This window comes from Streptomyces sp. NPDC058307 (assembly GCF_042880295.1).
Taxonomy (GTDB): Bacteria; Actinomycetota; Actinomycetes; order Streptomycetales; family Streptomycetaceae; genus Streptomyces.
Window position 1 is genome coordinate 24,739 of record NZ_JBHVYZ010000036.1, and the last position, 17,704, is coordinate 42,442.

The window sequence follows — 17,704 nt, forward strand, 5'->3', positions numbered from 1 at the left end:
GTCAGTCCAGGATCTCGATGTACCCGTCGGTCCCGTGCACGCGGATCCGCTGCCCGTCCCGGATCCGCCGGGTGGCCTGTTCGACGCCCACGACGGCCGGCAGGCCGTACTCCCGGGCGATCACCGCGCCGTGGGTCATCAGACCGCCCACCTCCGTCACCAGGCCGGCGATGGCGACGAACAGCGGCGACCAGCTGGGGTCCGTGAAGGTGGTGACGAGGATGTCGCCCGCTTCGAGGTCGGCGTCCGCGATGTCGAGGACGACGCGGGCCCTTCCCTCGACGGTCCCGGTGGAGACGGGCAGGCCGACCAGGGCGCCGGCCGGCACGTCGTCGCGCCGGTACGCCCCGTTGAGAGCCTCGCCGTCCGAGGTGAGAACCCGGGGCGGGGTGAGCGCCTGGTACGAGCGGAACGCCTCCTTTCGCTGCCGGACGAGCCGGTCGTCGACCCGCTTCGAGCTCACGGCGTCGCGGAACTCCTCGAAGGTGAGGTAGGAGACGTCCTCCTTCTCGGCGAGCACGCCCGCCTCCACGAGGCGCTCGGCCTCCGCGAACAGGGCCTGCTTGTAGACGAAGTAGCGGCTGATGATGGCGTACTTCGGGTACTCCCGGTACCCGATGAAGGTGCGGACCCGGTCGATCATGCCCTTGGTCTCGTCGGCCTTCCGCTCCCCGTCCGGCAGGGCTCGCAGACGCGACAGGACCTCCTGCTCCTTCTTCTGCGCCCGTTGGCGCCCCTGCTCGAAGCGCCGCCGGGCCGCGCCCGGTTCGAAGTTCCTGACGTGGTCGAGGATCACCGGAACGAGCGTGCCGGGGCGCTCGCGCCAGCGCGGCCTCGTGATGTCGATCTCGCCGACGCAGCGCATGCCGTACCGGTCGAGGTAGGCCTCGATGGCGTCGCGTGCCTCGGTCCCGCCCGGGAGCTTCGCCAGCTGGTCGAGGAAGCCGTCGTCCCCGACGCTCTCAAGGAACGCGACCACCTCCGGATGCGGGCGGATCACGTCCGCGACGTCGAGCAGCGCGAGTCCCATCTCCGAGGTGACGTTGCCGGGGGCGGACAGGGTCAGCGTGTCAGCCGCGTTCTTCTCGCCGAGCCACTCCTCCAGCTTGTCGTTGAGCCACCATGTGGCCTCCATTCCCGCCATGATCGCCTTGAAGTTCAGCGGATCGGTGAGGACTCGTTTCTGTTCCTCGAAGGCCTCCAGCAGGAAGTCGAACAGCTCCGGTCCGCTCTTCGTCCGGATCTCGCGGCGGAGGGCGGCGATGGACGCCTGGCTGCGCTCGATCAGCCCGGTGACGACGGCCGGATCGGTCTCGACCGGGTCGGACGCGCCGCCGGTCCGCGGCCTGCCGACAGGTACCTCTGCGTCCGGGAGCGAGGGGACGAAGTCCTCGCGGTCCAGGACGGTCTCCAGCGCGTCCCTGACCAGCGGATCACCCTTGCCCATGAGGTCCAGCAGGCCGGCCCGGCTCGCGGGCGAGGCCAGGCGCCGGGTGATGTCGACGAACAGCCTCCCGCCGGCTTCGTACATCTGCACGATGGCTGCCATCTGCCACATGGACAGGCCCAGCGGCTTCATGGGGTCGGTCATCATCTGCTGGTGGCCGACGGAGACGTAGACGTGATTCTCCTGGTCACCGCTGTCCGGGACGGGGAACAGCGTCGTGATCGGCCGGCTCTGCACGATGTGGAAGTCGTCCCCGACCAGACACCATTCGATGTCCTGCGGGCGGCCGAAATGCGCTTCGATCCGTCGCCCGAGCTCCACGAGCCGGACCGCCTGCGCATCCGTCAGCGCCGGCTGCTCCTGCCGCTGCGCGTCGACCGCCACCTCCCGCGTACCCCCGGCCGGCAGAGCCTGTACGGCCCGCTGCTTGGCGGAGATCGTCCTGGCGACGACCTCGCCGTGCCGCACCTTGAAGACGTCCGGGTTCACCAGACCGGAGACAAGGGCCTCGCCCAGGCCGAATCCCGCGTCCACGGTGGCGACCGTCCGGTTGCCCGTGACGGGATCGGCCGTGAACAGGATGCCGGACGCCTGCGGGAGGACCATCCGCTGCACGACGACGGCCATACGGACCGTACGGTGGTCGATGCCGTTGCGCCGGCGGTACGTCACCGCCCGCTCGGTGAACAGGGAGGCCCAGCACCGGCTGACATGCCGGAGGATCGCCGTCGGCCCCACGATGTTCAGGTAGGTGTCCTGCTGGCCCGCGAAGGAGGCCGTGGGCAGGTCCTCCGCGGTCGCGCTGGACCGGACGGCGTAGGCGGCCTGCTCATCGGACCGGGCGAGCGCACCGGTGATCGCCTCCGCCAGATCGTCCGGGACGGCGATCCCCTCGATGGTCCGGCGGATCTCCGCGCTGAGCGTGCGGATCGCCTCCTGGTCGTACGGATCCACGCGCGCGAGCTGATCCAGTTGTGCGTCGAGCGACGGCGTCGACTCCACGACCCGCCGGTAGGCGTCCGTCGTCACGCAGAAGCCCGTCGGCACGCTGATGCCCTCCATCCGCGACAGGCTGCCCAGGTTCGCCCCCTTGCCGCCGACGACGGCGATCCGGCTCTCGTCGACCTCCTGTAGATCCAACACGTACTGCTCGGTCAGGTCTGACAACACGTCGTTCCCCCATTTACGCAGGTTGTGGCCTCGGCCGACGATTCTGCGGGGTGACCGGGGGCTTGCCGCAAGCCCCCCTGCGCGCTATAACTTGGGTAACGGCAAGGAGAGTTCTCTCCTTGCCTTTTCCTTTTGCCGTCCTCCGGAGCGGACCACGTGCTTGCTCGACGGCGCATCGGGTACCGCGTTTGAATGAGGGTGGTATCTGCATGGCCAAGCGATTACTGAAAGCGATGGGTGTGTGACTCGTCTCAGTGGCTCGGGGGACGACCAGTCGAGCGGACCGGGTGACGACCCACTCTCCGTCGCGCTCGAGGTCGCCGACGCCGTGGACGGTCTCGCGAACCTGTGGTCGGTGGCCGCGCAGGGAGCGAGCCTGAGGCTGTCACCCCACCAACTGAGGGCGCTGCGGATCCTGGAGTCGGAACCGGGGCTCAATCTCACCACCCTGGCGGAGAGCATGGAGATAGGCCCGCCGACCGCCAGCCGGCTGTGTGACCGCCTTGAGGCCGCCGGTCTGCTGGAGCGTCTGCTGCACCCGCACCGGCGACGCGAGGTGCAGCTCGTTCTCACGGTGCGCGGCCGGCACGTGCTCGACGAGGTGGCCGCGCGCCGGTCGCAGGCGCTCGCCGCGGTCCTCGCGGCCATGGGGCCCGGCGAGCGGGCGGCGCTGAGCGGGGGGCTGCGGGCCTTCCTGAGCGCTCAGGGCGACACCGACAAGGACACCGACGGCCCCGGACGCTGACCGCGGGGTCAGCCCTGGCGGCCGGTCCAGTCGAGGCACACCACGGCGGCGTCGGACAGCAGTTCCTTGCTGCCGTAGTGCTCGATCAGTGCGCCGACGACCGCGCGTGCCGTCTCGTGCGGCGGCGCGGCACGAGTGGCGCCGAGGACCTGGCGCAGCACCCGCTCGCCGAACAGGTCACCCGTGGCGGAGCGGGTGCCGTGGACGCCGCTGCTGACCGCGATGAGCCGGTCGCCGGGCTCGACCTGGAACGTCTGCTCCGTGTAGAGGGTCTCCTCGAACATGCCGAGCGGCATCTGCGCCTCCAGCTCGACCCGCTCGGTGCGGCCGCCGCGCTGCTGGAACAGTTGCGGAGAGCCCGCGTCGACGGCGTGCACGAGGCCCGTGGCCAGCTCGAAGCGCAGCAGCAGGGTGGAGGCGTACGCCTTGCCGCCGTACTGGGCGTAGACGGCCTGGTCGGCGAGGCAGGCCTGGTCGGCGAGACGTATGCCGGCGCGGCGGGCGTTGCGCAGGGCGCCGGTCGTGAGACCGGCGAGCAGGGAGGCGTCGATGCCCTGTCCCATGCCGTCGGTCATGGTGAGCACGAGGTCGTCGGCGCCGGTGGACCAGTCGAAGGTGTCGCCGCCGATGGCGTAGGCGGGTTCGAGGTGGGCGCCGATGACGTACTCCTCGCGGGCGCAGCCGCGGCCGGGCAGGAGCTGCCACTGCATCTCGGCGGCCAGGGTCAGTCGACGGGTGCGGCGGGCCCGGAGGTAGAGGTCGGTGTCGCGGTCGGCGGTGGCGACCTCGTGTCCGAGCGCCGTGGCGAAGTCGCCGAGCTGGAGCACGGTGCGCGGGTCGACGGCGCCCGCGGGCAGATGCACGGAGAGGACGCCGAGACGGTCGCCGCGCACGGTGATGGGCAGATGCGCCCGCTGGCCCGCCGGGTCGGGAAGGACTTCGAGCACCGGTTTCTGGGTGAGGAAGGCACTGCCCGCGGGCCCCTCGTGGGCGGAGACCGCAGGGCCGGTCTGCGGCAGGTGCGTCACCGGCTGCAGGACGGCCAGGCCGTAGTCGGCGAGGAGCACGCTGACCTCCTGGGCACCCACCCGCTCGGCGAGCAGACGGCGGGCGGTGGCCACGAGTGCGTGCGGCGCGGCCGCGCGCAGTTGTGCTTCCGCGGACGGCTGCGGTTCAGAGACTTTCACGGAATCCACCCTCTCGCCTTGTGTCCTTCACGCTACCGCGCGGGGACGGGCCGACAGGCGGTTCGCAGTCGGAGGGCGAGCGGTCGGAGGGAGAGCGGCCGGCTGTGCGGGGCCGCTCCCGCGCCGCGGGGTTCACGGTGTGGCACAGCAGCAGGCAGACGTCGTCGTCGCGTTCGGAGTCGTACAGGAGGGGTTTGAGCAGCGCGTCCGCGGCGGCGTCCAGGTCCTGTTCCAGCTCCGGTGTGGTCAACGCCTCCAGGGCGCGGCAGAGCCGTCCGATACCGGGGTCGATGCCCTGTCCCCGGCGTTCCACCAGGCCGTCGGTGTACAGCACCAGGGACGAGCCGGGGGGCAGGTCGGTCCGGTGGTCCGTGTACACGTAGGGCAGCGGGATGCCCAGCATCACGCCGGGTTTGGCGTCCAGGACCCGTACGGTGCCGTCGGCGGCGCGCACGACGGCGGGCGGGTGGCCTGCCGAGGCCCAGACGACCTCCGGTTCGCCCGGCCGGAAACGGGCGATCAGCGCGGTGGCGTACAGGTCCGGCTGGAGGTGGCCGAGCATGTGGTGGAGCCGCGTGAGGATCTCGCCGGGGGTGGCGTTCTCGACGGCGTAGGCGCGCAGGGCCGTGCGCAACTGGCCCATCACGACGGCGGCGTGCAGCCCGTGGCCGGTGACATCCCCTATGACGGCCAGCAGGCTGCCGTCGGGCTGGAGGAAGGCGTCGTACCAGTCGCCGCCGATGTTCATGCCCCAGGTGGCGGGAAGGTAGCGCGCGGCGAGCAGCAGTCCCGGCGGGGTGGGCAGGTCCGTGAGCTGGGCGCGCTGCAGGGCTTCGGCGGTGTTGCGGGACCGCTGGTAGCGGTGGGCGTGGTCCAGGGCGACGCCCACGCGGCGGGCCAGCTCGACCAGCATCACGGAGGTGTCCTCGTCGAATCGGGGGCCGGGGGCGGTGAGGGTGAGGACGCCCAGCAGGCGCTGTGCGACGAGGGGGATGGCCAGCAGCGGCCGCTCGGGGGACAGGGCGGACGGCGGGAGATCGTCGACGCCGGGAAGGCTGCCCGGGTGGGCGGCGGCGTGCTGGGGGCGGCCCGTGCGGGCGGCGGCCACGGCGGCCGCGGAGTGCTCCCGGACGCGGTGCGCGCGCTCGTCGTCGTGTTCCTCGTACTCCTCCTCGTCGAAGAGCCAGACGTCGAGGCGTTCCGCGTACTCGGGCACCAGCACCTCGGACAGGCGGCGCAGGATGGCCGTACGGCTGAGGGACGACGTGATGGCGGCGCTGGCATCACCGAGGAAGGTCAGCAGGCGGCGGGCCTTTTCGGCCGCGGCGCGTGCGGTCCGCTCGGCTTCCAGGAGCTCCTGCTGAGCGCGTGCCGCGGCCTCCAGGTCGGCGTGCAGCGCCAGAACGCCCTGGTTGGTCTGGTGCAGTTCCTCCCGGTGCAGCCGGACCAGGTTCTCCTGCTCGTCGAGGAGGCTCAGCACGGCCGCGGTGTTCTCGTCGGCGCTCAGCAGGGCCTGCGGCAGCGAGGGGGCGACGCGGCGGCGCTTCCGGACGGGCCCGTGCGGCAGCGAGCAGGTGAGTAAGGGTGTCTCGTCCGGTGGGGCCTGCTCGCGCTCGCCGGCCGGGCTCAATGACACCTCGAGCAGACCGGACTGCCGGACGTGGAGCCGGAGTTGCCACTCACCGCCCTGGCCGAGGCAGTGGCGCAGACGTGCCGTGAGCGCCGTCAGGAAGCGGGCCCGCTCCAGGGTCGGCGCCCCGCCGTCCGTGGCGATGCGGTCGACGGCGGCGCGGGCCCGGGCGGCGTCGGCCACCGACGCGATCTTCCAGACGTCAGGGGATGCGGTCATACGGGTCCGTCCGGGGGTCAGGGGCCAGTACGGCCACACTGGCGTCGTCGCGCAGGGGGCGGGCGGCGCTGCCGGCGTCCCGCAGGACGACCGCGGCCACCACGGCCGGGTCGTGGGCGGCGAGTCGGGGATCGCCGGGGGGCTCCCAGCGACTGGGGAGCCCGTCGCTGTGCAGGACGAGCAGACTGTCCGGCGTCCAGACGCTCTCGCGCAGGGGCACGGTGGCGGGGAAGTGGGCTCCGACGATGCCGGGGTGGGAGATGAGGGGCTGCCACGTGCCGTCGGTGCGCAGCCTGGCGCCGATGTTGCCGACCCCGGCGAAGGAGAGCCGGCCGCTGTCCTCGTCCAGCTGTGCGACGCCGACGGCCGCGCCTCGCGTGGCCCGCAGCGCGGTGTGCAGCCGCCGCAGGATCTCGGCCGGCGGCAGATCGGCGCACCGGCGCAGTTCCTCCACGGCGGCCGTGGAGGCGTCGGCCGCCTTGTCCCCATGGCCGAGTCCGTCCACGAGCATCAGCGTGACCCGTGGACCGGAGCGCACGTGGCTGAAGGCGTCTCCGGAGTTCTCGGCGTAGGCGAGGGAGGTGGTGATCCCACCGGCCCGGGTGCCCGAACCCGACCGGGCCTCCTGGGGGCGAGAGCGGCCGGGGCCCCGTGCCGGGGTGATGCGGGCCACCGCGACGGTGCCGCTCCCCGGTCTGCTGTGCAGGTCGAACTCGGCGGCGATGCGCCGGCAGGTGCCCAGGCCCGCACCGAGGGACGAAGAGGCGGTGGTGTGACCGTCCCGCATCGCCGCCTGGACGTTGTCGATGCCGGGTCCGTGGTCGAGCGAGGCGATCTGCACGCAGGGCACGTCCTCGGCGAGCGTGTCGGAGAGGGCGGCCAGGTTGATGAGGATGTGGCCGCCCCCGGCGTGCTTGACGAGGTTGGTGCCCAGTTCGGTGGCGACCAGCGCCGCGACCGCGGTGGCGTGCGCGTCCAGGCCCGCCGCGGCGCAGGCGGCTTCGGCGGCGACCCGTACGTCCCGGACGCGGGTGCTGTCCTGGACCGGGATGTCCCAGACCCGGCTCAAGAGGCACCTGTGCGGGGCGCGGGCAGGCCGGAGACCCAGTCGGTGATGGTGACGGTGGTGCCCTGACCGGGGCGGGTGTCCAGAGCGAACTCCTTGACGAGCCGCTTGGCCCCGCTCAGTCCCAGGCCCAGGCCGTTCCCGGTGGTGTAACCGTCGGTCATGGCGAGCTCGACGTCCCGGATGCCGGGGCCCTCGTCGACGAAGGACAGCCGCAGCCCGCGATGGGTGCCTTCTGCCAGTACGGTCATCTCCATGTGGCCGCCGCCACCGTGGACGAGGGTGTTGCGGGCCAGCTCGCTGGCCGCGGTCACCAGCTTCGTCTGCTGGACCAGGTTGAAACCGAGGTCGGCAGCGCTCTGGCGCACTTGTTGCCGTACCCAGGACAGGTCCGCATCCGAGGCGATGGACAGGCGCGTGGTCGAGGCGATGGGGGCATGCATCATGCACCCTCTTCCGGATGAGCGGTCGGAGCTGCCGAGGACGCGCGGCCCAGCAGGGACAAGGCTTTCTCGACGTTCAGGGCGGTTCCCAGGCCGGGCAGGGTCAGACCCATCTCGACCAGGGTGATGGCCACGACGGGACGCATGCCGGCCAGTACGGTCCGGGCGGCCAGCAGGCGTGCGCTCGCGGCGATCTCGGCCAGGACGCGGCCGAGGAAGGAGTCGACGATCTCCACCCCGGAGATGTCGATCACGACACCGTTCACCGGCGTCGCGCTGGACGCGATCCGCTGGGAGATGTCGTGCTGGAGCTGTTCGGCCACCCCGTCGCGCAGCTCGCCCTGCAGGGTGACCAGCAGGACGTCTCCCAGCGCCAGTACCGGCACCGGGCCGGGGCCGGATTGCGTGGCGAGGAAGCCGGTCACCGCGGACTCGCTCCCGCCACCGGGCGTGGGGAGACGACGATGCCCTGCTGGGTGAGCGCGTAGGCCAACGCGTCGGCGAGACCGGCCCGCGTGATGATCGAGCCGAGGTCGATGCCGAGGTGGACGATGGTCTGCGCGATGGCGGGACGGATCCCGGAGACGATGCACTCCGCGCCCATCAGCCGGGCCGCGGCGACCGTCTTCATCAGGTGCTGCGCCACGAGGGAGTCCACGGTCGGGACGCCGGTGATGTCGAGGATGGCGTACGCGGCCCGCTGGTCCACGATGGCTTCCAGCAGGCTCTCCATCACGACCTGGCTGCGGGCGCTGTCCAGGGTCCCTATCAGCGGCACGGCGACGACGCCGTCCCACAGCTTGATGACCGGTGTGGCCACCTCCATCAGCTGCTGGCGCTGCCGTGCGATGAGCTCCTCGCCCGCGCTCACCGTCGTCTCCATGATCACCAGGCGGAGCGTGGCCATGAGGACCGCCAGCGCCTGGGCACACGCGTTCCCCAGCATGTCGTCGGCGGCGTCCTCGAACTCCGAGCGCAGCAATGCGGTCACCGGCTCGCGCAGATCCGCGACCTCGCCGGCGATCTGCACCGGCGTGAACCCGGCCCGGGCCCGGGCCGCGGCCATCCGGCCGAGCTGGTCGCGCACGGTGCCGAAGCCGGGAGCGTCGACATCCTCGAGACGTCCGGAGCGGGCCACCTCGGCCAGGGCGTCCACCACGGCTTTGCCCGCCTCGACCGCCTCGTCCCGGGAGACGGTGAACACCGTACGGAACAGGGCGGCGTCCGCCCAGCGCTGGGCGATCTGCTCACGACGCCGCTCCAGGAAGGCGCCCAGCTCCTTCGCCGTCTCGAGGGCTGTGTCGTGCTCCGGCACCTGCATCGTCTCCTGCCTGCGAGCCCATTCGGCCCGCCGAGCGGTCAGGCCACGTGGCAATTATTGCCGCATGGCAAACGTTAACGCGAGCGTGTGCGGCGAACAACATGCCCCCGCCGCAACGGACAGGCTCGCGGTCAGTCGGACTGCTGCGGCCTGCCGTGCCAGTCCAGGCACACGATCAGCGCGTCGTCGTCCGGCATGGCGTCACCGCGGTGTCCGGTCAGCTCCCGCAGGACGGCGCGCGGCACCTCGGCGGCGGGCAGCAGGCGTGTGGAGTGGATGGCCCGGACGAGAGCCGCTTCCCCGTACGCCTCGCCCCTCGGGGAGGCCACGGCATGGACCCCGTCGCTGACGAAGACGAACCGGTCACCGGGCTCGGCGTGGAAGTCCTGCGCGATGTAGTCGGTCTCCTCGAACATGCCCAGCGGGAGCTGGGCGTCGAAGGCGACCCGCTCCACGGCGCCGCCGCGCAGCCGCAGCAGCTGGGGGGAGCCGGCGTCCACGACGCTCGCCCGGCCGGTGGCCAGGTCGAACTCGAACATCAGGACGGACAAGTAGCAGCGCCCCCGGTAGTGGGCGTAGACGGCCTGGTCGGCCAGGGCCGCCTGGTCGGCGATGGACAGCCCGGCGCGCCGGGCGTTGCGCAGCGCGTTGATGGCGAGGTTCGTCAGCAGGGACGCCTCTATGCCCTCGCCCATGCCGTTGGTGACGTACAGCGTCAGCCGGTCGGCGGTGGCGGACCAGTCGAAGTTGTCGCCGAAGATGGCGTAGGCCGGTTCCAGCTGGGCACCCAGCTCGTACTCGGGGCGGGAGCAGGCGCGGCCGGGGAGCAGCTGCCACTGCATCTCGGCGGCCAGCGTCAGCCGGTCCTTGCGGCGCGCCTGGAGGTACACGTCGGTGTCGCGCTCCGCCACGACCACCTCGTGCCCCAGCACGTCGGCGATGTCGGCCAGCTCGGACTCCCACCGCTGCGTGGCGTCGCTGTCGGACAGGGTGACGGACAGCACGCCGAGCCGGTCGCCGCGCACACTGACCGGCAGATGCAGACGGGTTCGCCCGCCCTTCCCTTCCTCCCGGTACGGCTTCTGCGAACCGAAGGCCCGGCCAGCCGGGCTGTTGTGCACCGACACCGGTTCCAGGGTGTGCGGCAGGACCGACACGGGCTGGAGCACGGTCAGGCTGTAGTCGGCCATGAACAGCTCGACGTCCTCCGCGCCGTACTGCTCGATCAGTACGGCGCGGATGGCGTCGAGCAACTCGTGGGGGGCCGCTGTGCGCAGGGCGCGTTCAACGGCCAGAAATCTCTTCATGATGACAAAACACCTGTCCTTCGCCGGACGACGTACGGGCCTCACTCACGAGGCCGGCTCGCTTCCACCGTCCCGGTCCTGTGTGGTCAGCGCGCGCGCCTAGTACGCTGACAGGCACCCCGGTGCCTGCGAGAATGTGATCGTGACTGCCTTCCGTCGCCGCTCAGAGCCTGATGAGGTCGCACGCGTGACCACCACGGCCGTCGAGCTGCTGGAGCTCGTGTGGGGCCGGGCCTCGACCTCGCCCACCTCCGCGTCGCAGCTGCGGGTGCTGCACGTCCTCGAGCACCACGACGGCATCAACCTGCGCACCCTCGCCGAGTGCCTCGCCTCGACCCCGCCGTCCACCAGTCGGCTCTGCGACCGGCTGGTGGCGGCCGGGTTCGTCGAGCGGGTCGTGAGCGAGGAGAACAGGCGTGAGGTGCGGCTGCATCTCAGTGGCCGGGGCCGCGCCTTCCTCGTCGACCTGCGTGCCCGCAGGGAGAGGCAGTTGCAGACCGTGCTGGCCGATATGCCCGCCGCCAAGCGGGTCGCGCTACTGGAAGGACTGGAGGCCTTCTGCGTCGCCGCGGCGACGCAGATACACGACGACACGGCGGAGCCCGGCAACCGGACCGCCTGACCCGACGGTCGCGCCGACGGCGTCTTTGTCACCTCTCGACATGGGTGACCAGTACACGGAGTGGTCTCCGTCCACCGGAGCATTCCAGGTCCTTCCCCGTACGTCCGACACGGCTACTGTGTTGGTTCCCGGCTTTTGTTGTCAAACGGCAACAGTGTGCGTCCGACTGCCTTACCCGGACTCGGATACCCCGTCGCGGCGAGTTCTTCGGCGGGTGTGCGGTATGTCTCTCGAACGAGGGAAGCCGGGCATGCCCGCAGCCGTGCGGGGAAGGAGATTCTGCTCAGCCGAAGCGCAGCGTACGCGGGGCGAAGGCGCCCTCGGGGCCGTCGGCGCGGCCGACCGACCACACCGTGTCGGTGCCTGGCACCGGCGCGAGCCGCAGTGTCCGGGAGTCTCCCTCGCCGGCCACCGCCGGTTCGTCGTACTCGGTGAAGGACTGACCGTTCCAGGCGAGGAAGTCCGGTCCGGAGACCAGCGGCGGAGAGCCCGGCGGGCCCCATTTCTGCGAGCGGGCCACCGAGACCCAGGCCAGCTCGCCCGATGTGGAGGCCGCCAGCGAACTGACCCCGCCGAAATCGGTGGGCACGGTCACCCTGCTCCACGTCTGTCCGTCGAAGCGGAGCAGCAGCGGCGGGATCGGCCGCCCCGGCGGACCTCCGATGAACCCGGCCGTACCGCCCGCCCACACCTCGGTCGCGGAGACCGCCAGCACACTGCCCACGGCCGAGCGCGGGGCCCCGTCCACGATCGTCTGCCGCCACGCCTGCCCGTCCCAGTGGGACACGGCCGCACCCGAGTCGGTGGCGCCCGCGGCCCAGACGTCGTCGGCGGCTTTGACGTGCAGGCCGTAGACGACTCCCGGCGGCACGGGCATGTCCCGCCAGCCGTCCTCGTCCCGGCGCAGCAGTGCCTGGGCGCCGCCGCGCGAACCGATCAGCCAGGTCTCACCGCCGCCGGCGACGACCTCGGTCAGCGCCACACCGGACGGGGGCCGGCTCTCGGACCAGGCGGTCCCGTCGAAGCGCAGCAGACGGGCGCCGCCCGCCGCGTCGCGGCCCACCGCCCAGACCGCGGTCGGGGAGGTGGCGGCGACGGACAGCAGCTCACCCTGCCAGCCGAGTCCGGGCAGGCTCTGGCGGTGCCATGCGGTTCCGTCCCAGCGCAGCACCAGCGGGAAGCCCGGCGCCTCGCGCCCGACGGCGTCGGCGCCCACCGCCCAGGCCAGGTCCGGGCCGAGGGCCACGGCCTCGTTCAGCGCGGCCTGCGGGCGGACCTGGGCCGGGACCGGAACATGCTGCCAGGACAGGGGTTCCGCCGCGGCCGAGCTCATGACGGCGATGAGGGTCATGGCGACGGCGAGGGCCGCGACGAGAAGTCTGCGTGCCATGGTCAGCCTCCCAGCCGCTCGCTCATCAGGTTCGGTTTCGAGCCGTAGATCTCGACGGTGCCGAACGCCAGCAGAGCCGACCCGGCCCTGGCCAGCGCACGTGGCTTGACGTCGATCGCGTTCGCGCGCTCCGGGCCGTAGGAGAAGGTGGTGCGCGGGCCGTCCACGCGCGCGTACTTCGACTGGAACGCGCGGTCGCTGCGCACCGGCAGCCACAGCGCGCCGTCCGGGCCGCGCACCATGGCCTCGGTGGAGGTGTCGCCCAGCGGCGGGTACGTGGTGCGCCAGGCGTGCCCGTCGAACGTCATCAGGTAGGTGCGGCCCACGCCGTCGGTGTACCGGCTGCCGCCGATCGTGATCCGGCCGGACGGTTCGAGCAGCAGGGTGTGCACGTTGCTGTCCGGCGGCAGCGGCACCTTCGCGTCCCGCCACGCCGTGCCGTCCCAGTGGAGGACGGTCGTCCCGGTGCTGGTGTCCGCCCAGGCCCAGGCGTCCGTGGCGGTACGCGCGGTGATCCCCATCAGGTACAGCACGCCGTCGGGGGTGGCCTGCGTGGTCCAGCCGGAAGCGTCGTGGCGCAGCACCTTCAGCCCGGTGTCGTCCTCGCCGACCACCCAGGCGGCTCCCGGTACGGCGGTGAAGTCCTGGTAGGTCCACAGGGTCTGCGGCAGCGGGACGGTGCTCCAGCCGCCCGCCGACCGGCGCAGGATCTCGCCAGCGCCCGCGCGGTTGTGGAGGATCCACACGTCCGCGCCGACGAACTGCACCTTGCCGAGCCAGCCCGGCTCACCGGCGCCGGGGAAGGTGGTGTCCCGGCTCCACGCCGTGCCGTCCCAGCGGTACAGCATCGGCCGCAGGCCATCAGCGGCCTGCTCGTACCCGGTCGCCCACGCTTCGCGCGGCCCGCGGGCGGCGACGTCGGACACGGTCACGGGCGGGGTGGCCGCCGGCACCGGCAGCGCCGACCAGCTCGGCGTCATGCCCTTGTCCGGTGTCACGGCCGCGGCCGGCGACACCACCGCGGCACACGCGACTATCCAACAGACGACGACCGCACGGAGACCGTTCACGAGACCTCCCAGAGCACGCAGGTCGCACAGGCTATTGGCGTTCACGACCGGTGGACAGGCGGCATTCGGCCGATCGTGGCCCGTGGGAACACGGTTCGTCGGCCGGGTAGGAGGGTTGTGCGGTCGGGCCGGGACGGGAGATCGTTTGAGGCCATACCGCCGGTGCCGTCCGTGGAGGACCTCCGTGACCGATCCTGCGCCGGCCTCGCTGCCCGCCCCGCCCTACTACGCCGTGGTGTTCACCGCCGTGCGGACCGCCGACGACAACGGCTACCGGGACACGGACGAGCGGTTGTTCGAACTGGCCGCCGAGCAGCCGGGATTCCTCGGTGTCGATGCCGCTCGCGGTGCGAACGGCCTCGGGATCACGGTGTCGTACTGGAAGGACGAGGACTCCATCGCCGCTTGGCGCGAACATGCGGAGCACGCTCTGGCCCGCGCGTACGGACGCGAGCACTGGTACGCCTCGTTCTCGCTCCACGTGGCCAAGGTCGAGCGCGCCTACGGGTTCACCCGCCCGGCAGACGTATAGGCCCCGTCGCTGCCCGTCCCTTTCGGCTTCGGCGTGCTCCTCAGACGGAAGCCGGGGCCGCCCGGTCGGACGTGGGCTCCAGGCGGACGACGATTCCCTTCGACGTGGGCTGGTTGCTGATGTCGGCGACGCTGTCCAGCGGCACCAGGACGTTGGTCTCGGGGTAGTAGGCGGCCGCCGAGCCCGGTGCCGTGGGGTAAGGGACGACCTCGAAGTCCTGGGCGCGGCGCTCGGTGCCGTCCGCCCAGACGCTCACCAGGTCGACGCGGTCACCCTGCGCGAGGCCGAGTCCGGACAGGTCGGCCGGATTGACGAGTACGACGGTGCGGCTGCCGTGGATGCCGCGATAGCGGTCGTTGAGCGTGTAGGGGACGGTGTTCCACTGGTCGTGCGAGCGCAGGGTCTGCAGCAGCAGGTGACCCTCGGGCGCCTTGGGGACCACCGGCTCGTTGCGGGTGAACAGCGCCTTGCCGACCGCGGTGTTGAACACGCCCTCGTTGACGGGGTTGGGCAACTGGAAGCCACCGGGGCGCGTCACCCGCGCGTTGAAGTCGTGGAAGCCCGGCACGATGCGGGAGATGCGATCGCGGATCGTGCCGTAGTCCCCTTCGAACCGGTCCCAGGGGATGTCCGGCTGGCCGCCGAGGGTGCGGCGGGCGAGCCGGCACAGGATCGCGACCTCGCTGAGCAGCAGGTGGGAAGCGGGTTCGAGGCGCCCCTGGGAGGTGTGCACCTCGCTCATGGAGTTCTCCACCGTGACGAACTGCTCGCCGTCGGCCTGGACGTCACGCTCGGTGCGGCCGAGCGTCGGCAGGATCAGCGCCGTGTCACCGCAGACGGTGTGCGACCGGTTCAGCTTGGTGGAGATGTGGGCCGTCAGCCGGCACGAACGCATCGCCTCCTCGGTGACCTCGCTGTCGGGAGCGGCGCGTACGAAGTTGCCGGCAAGGGCGAGGAAGACCTTGATGCGGCCCTCGCGCATCGCCTTGATCGAGTTGACCGAGTCGAGCCCGTGCGGGCGCGGCGGGTCGAAGCCGAACTCCTTCTGGAGCGCGTCGAGGAACGAGTCCGGCATCTGCTCCCAGATGCCCATCGTGCGGTCGCCCTGGACATTGCTGTGCCCGCGCACCGGGCAGACACCCGTACCGGCCCGCCCCAGGTTGCCGCGGAGCATCATGAAGTTGACGATCTCCCGGATGGTAGGCACGCCGTGTTTGTGCTGGGTGATGCCCATCGCCCAGCACACGATGACGCGCTCGCTGCGCAGGACCTCGTCGCGGACCTTCTCGATCTCCTCGCGGGTCAGGCCGGTCGCCGCGCGCACGTCGTCCCAGTCGACGGTGCGGGCGTGCTGGGCGAACTCCTCGAAGCCGGAGGTGTGCGCGTCGATGAAGTCGTGGTCCAGGACGGTGCCCGGCCGGGCGTCCTCGGCTTCCAGCAGCAGGCGGTTGAGGGCCTGGAACAGGGCGAGGTCGCCCCCGGGCTTGATGTGCAGGAAGCGGTCGGCGATCTGGGTGCCGCGTCCGACGACCCCGCGTGGCTTCTGCGGGTTCTTGAAACGCCGTAGCCCCGCCTCGGGCAGCGGATTGACCGCCACGATGCGGGCACCGTTGCGCTTGGCCTCCTCCAGGGCGGACAGCTGACGCGGATGATTCGTGCCGGGGTTCTGCCCGACCAGGAAGATCAGGTCGGCGTGGTGGAGGTCGTCGAGACTGACCGTGCCCTTGCCGGTGCCCAGCGTCTCGCTCAGGGCGAAGCCGCTGGACTCGTGGCACATGTTGCTGCAGTCGGGCAGGTTGTTGGTGCCGAAGGCGCGGGCGAAGAGCTGGAGGACGAAGGCGGCCTCGTTGCTGGCCCGGCCCGAGGTGTAGAAGACGGCCTCGTCGGGGGAGGAGAGCGCGGTGAGTTCCCCGGCGAGCACGCCCAGGGCGTCGTTCCAGCCGATGGGCTCGTAGTGGTCGGAGCCCGGCCGCTTGACCATCGGCTCGGTGAGCCGGCCCTGCTGGTTGAGCCACATGTCGGAGCGTCCGGCGAGGTCGGAGACGCTGTGCTCACGGAAGAAGTCGGCGGTGATCCGGCGTCGGGTGGCCTCGTCGTTGATGTGCTTGGCGCCGTTCTCGCAGTACTCGTTGCGATGGCGCTGCCCCGGGGCCGGATCCGCCCAGGCACAGCCGGGACAGTCGATCCCGCCCACCTGGTTCATGGCCAGCAGGTCCACCCCCGTCTTGCGGGGGGACGTCTGCTCCAGGGAGTACTCCAGCGCGTGCACGACCGCGGGAACCCCGGCCGCCCACTTCTTGGGCGGTGTCACGGAGAGGGTGGTCTCCGGCTCGTCGCCGGGCGGGTTCTGCATCGCATCGCCTTTCTCTTGCCGCGACTCGCTCGCCGCTGTGTCCTGCCGCGTCCGGTACGAGGGTCAGCCGACGGGCCACTGGGCCACCCGGCTCCTCGGCGGTTCCGGGTGGTCGTGCTGTACCCGGCCGTTGCGGATGGTGCCGCGCCAGGCCCCGCCCTCCTGCCCCAGCCCCTCCATGAACAGCTTGAAGTTCTGGAGCTCACGGCGCACCAGCCGGGTGATCACCTGGGTGACCCTGGACGAGCCGGTGAACCGTTTCGCGGTTCCGCGTGGCTCCAGCAGCATCCGGACGGTGATGGCCGTGCCGCCCGACTCCGTCGGCCGGAACTCGACCTCGCCCTGGTGGGAGGGCCGCTGCTCCAGGCCGCGCCAGGCCAGGTAGGTGTCGGGGTCCTGCTCCACGATCTCCACCGCGAAGCGACGGCGCAGCGGCCCGTAGCCGATGGTCCACGTGGTCACGGTGGGCCTGACCTGCTCCACACCGTGCACCACGCTCGAGAACCGGGGGAACGTCTTGAACTGCGTCCACTGGTTGTACGCCGTCCGCACCGGCACCGCGACCTCGACGGTCTCCTCGACGTGCTGCCTGCGCAGCGGCCGGCGGCGCGTGACGCCGTCGGCGTCGGGGCGCATCCCCGGCGTGTTCGGGACGGCCTGCTGGGAGTCGTTGTCACGCGCCATCGTGGCCTCTCCTCCGGTGAGGGATCCGGTGCGTCGCACACCCGGCCCCTTCGTGTGTCAGGGCTTCTCTACCGGTTCCCACATCGGCGTTTTCGAGTCGCCCCAATGCGCGTCGCCCCGATGCGAGGCACCCCGATGCGCCGGATTCCCGCTCGGGCTCGGCTGGGGAGCTGTAGTGGGCTCGACTCCCGGGGCTGGTTCCAGCCGTCCTCGGCGTAAGAGTCCCGTCAAGGGGGCGGGGGCCGCCGTAAGGGAGCCGTCAAGGGCAGACCGCATCCGGTGACGTGCGGGGTTTGCTCGTCCTGTCCGTTTTTCTCCGAGCCTCTTCCAGGAGTTCGTGATGGCCGATCTGGCCTTCGTCCTCACCACGGTCGCGGTCTTCGCGCTGGTGGCCTTCGTCGCCAAGGGGGTGACGAGGCTGTGACCGCCGAGAACACCGTCGGCCTGGTGGTGGCCGTGGCCCTGCTGGGCTATCTCGTCCTCGCCCTGATCTTCCCCGAGAGGTTCTGAACCACCCC

General features: G+C 71.5%; 16 protein-coding genes. 4 read left to right on the forward strand and 12 right to left on the reverse strand.

The features are described 5' to 3' along the window. Position 1: 1 nt before the first annotated feature. Entirely contained in the window at positions 2 to 2,605 is a 2,604-nt protein-coding gene (rph, locus tag ACFVYN_RS24565) for a rifamycin-inactivating phosphotransferase (RefSeq protein WP_390001969.1), read from the reverse strand. Positions 2,606 to 2,858: 253 nt separating this feature from the next. Here rph and ACFVYN_RS24570 point away from each other — a divergent pair, with 253 nt between their 5' ends. After that, positions 2,859 to 3,362, forward strand: a complete 504-nt coding sequence (locus ACFVYN_RS24570) for a MarR family winged helix-turn-helix transcriptional regulator (protein WP_390001858.1) — start codon at positions 2,859 to 2,861, stop codon at positions 3,360 to 3,362. Positions 3,363 to 3,370: 8 nt separating this feature from the next. Here the strand turns inward: ACFVYN_RS24570 and ACFVYN_RS24575 are convergent, their stop codons facing one another. The 7 genes from ACFVYN_RS24575 to ACFVYN_RS24605 all read right to left on the reverse strand — a co-directional run bounded on the left by ACFVYN_RS24575 (position 3,371) and on the right by ACFVYN_RS24605 (position 10,535). Continuing rightward, positions 3,371 to 4,558 (reverse strand): PP2C family protein-serine/threonine phosphatase, encoded by a 1,188-nt coding sequence (locus ACFVYN_RS24575; RefSeq protein ID WP_390001860.1) that lies wholly within the window; start codon positions 4,556 to 4,558, stop codon positions 3,371 to 3,373. Further along, positions 4,536 to 6,398, reverse strand: a complete 1,863-nt coding sequence (locus tag ACFVYN_RS24580) for a PP2C family protein-serine/threonine phosphatase (RefSeq protein ID WP_390001861.1) — start codon at positions 6,396 to 6,398, stop codon at positions 4,536 to 4,538. The genes ACFVYN_RS24575 and ACFVYN_RS24580 overlap by 23 nt, the downstream gene beginning before the upstream one ends. After that, the gene (locus ACFVYN_RS24585; protein ID WP_390001863.1) at positions 6,382 to 7,467 is read right to left on the reverse strand and encodes a SpoIIE family protein phosphatase; all 1,086 of its coding nucleotides are present in this window, start codon (positions 7,465 to 7,467) and stop codon (positions 6,382 to 6,384) included. The genes ACFVYN_RS24580 and ACFVYN_RS24585 overlap by 17 nt, the downstream gene beginning before the upstream one ends. Then, positions 7,464 to 7,907: an anti-sigma regulatory factor gene (locus tag ACFVYN_RS24590; RefSeq protein ID WP_390001971.1), complete on the reverse strand. Its 444-nt coding sequence runs from the start codon at positions 7,905 to 7,907 to the stop codon at positions 7,464 to 7,466. The genes ACFVYN_RS24585 and ACFVYN_RS24590 overlap by 4 nt, the downstream gene beginning before the upstream one ends. Beyond that, positions 7,907 to 8,332 (reverse strand): STAS domain-containing protein, encoded by a 426-nt coding sequence (locus tag ACFVYN_RS24595; protein WP_390001865.1) that lies wholly within the window; start codon positions 8,330 to 8,332, stop codon positions 7,907 to 7,909. Before ACFVYN_RS24595 ends, ACFVYN_RS24590 begins: the two co-directional genes overlap by 1 nt. Beyond that, on the reverse strand, positions 8,329 to 9,228 hold the full coding sequence (locus tag ACFVYN_RS24600) for an STAS domain-containing protein (RefSeq protein WP_390001866.1): 900 nt from the start codon (positions 9,226 to 9,228) through the stop codon (positions 8,329 to 8,331). The genes ACFVYN_RS24595 and ACFVYN_RS24600 overlap by 4 nt, the downstream gene beginning before the upstream one ends. A 131-nt stretch (positions 9,229 to 9,359) precedes the next feature. Then, complete coding sequence (locus ACFVYN_RS24605) at positions 9,360 to 10,535, reverse strand: PP2C family protein-serine/threonine phosphatase (protein WP_390001868.1); 1,176 nt, start codon at positions 10,533 to 10,535, stop codon at positions 9,360 to 9,362. 187 nt (positions 10,536 to 10,722) lie between these two features. Between ACFVYN_RS24605 and ACFVYN_RS24610 the strand changes: the two genes are divergently transcribed. Next, complete coding sequence (locus ACFVYN_RS24610) at positions 10,723 to 11,157, forward strand: MarR family transcriptional regulator (protein WP_390001870.1); 435 nt, start codon at positions 10,723 to 10,725, stop codon at positions 11,155 to 11,157. Positions 11,158 to 11,440: 283 nt separating this feature from the next. Here ACFVYN_RS24610 and ACFVYN_RS24615 read toward each other — a convergent pair whose 3' ends face one another. After that, on the reverse strand, positions 11,441 to 12,547 hold the full coding sequence (locus ACFVYN_RS24615) for a hypothetical protein (protein WP_390001871.1): 1,107 nt from the start codon (positions 12,545 to 12,547) through the stop codon (positions 11,441 to 11,443). Between the two features lie 2 nt (positions 12,548 to 12,549). Then, positions 12,550 to 13,617: a hypothetical protein gene (locus tag ACFVYN_RS24620; RefSeq protein ID WP_390001873.1), complete on the reverse strand. Its 1,068-nt coding sequence runs from the start codon at positions 13,615 to 13,617 to the stop codon at positions 12,550 to 12,552. 184 nt (positions 13,618 to 13,801) lie between these two features. Here ACFVYN_RS24620 and ACFVYN_RS24625 point away from each other — a divergent pair, with 184 nt between their 5' ends. Further along, entirely contained in the window at positions 13,802 to 14,149 is a 348-nt protein-coding gene (locus tag ACFVYN_RS24625; protein WP_390001875.1) for an antibiotic biosynthesis monooxygenase family protein, read from the forward strand. Positions 14,150 to 14,189: 40 nt separating this feature from the next. On the opposite strand, the gene ACFVYN_RS24630 is transcribed toward ACFVYN_RS24625, so the two are convergent. Next, complete coding sequence (locus ACFVYN_RS24630; protein WP_390001877.1) at positions 14,190 to 16,502, reverse strand: FdhF/YdeP family oxidoreductase; 2,313 nt, start codon at positions 16,500 to 16,502, stop codon at positions 14,190 to 14,192. 63 nt (positions 16,503 to 16,565) lie between these two features. Then, positions 16,566 to 17,186, reverse strand: a complete 621-nt coding sequence (locus ACFVYN_RS24635) for an SRPBCC family protein (protein ID WP_390001973.1) — start codon at positions 17,184 to 17,186, stop codon at positions 16,566 to 16,568. 420 nt (positions 17,187 to 17,606) lie between these two features. Between ACFVYN_RS24635 and kdpF the strand changes: the two genes are divergently transcribed. After that, the gene (gene kdpF, locus ACFVYN_RS24640) at positions 17,607 to 17,696 is read left to right on the forward strand and encodes a K(+)-transporting ATPase subunit F (protein ID WP_037775329.1); all 90 of its coding nucleotides are present in this window, start codon (positions 17,607 to 17,609) and stop codon (positions 17,694 to 17,696) included. Positions 17,697 to 17,704: the final 8 nt, after the last annotated feature.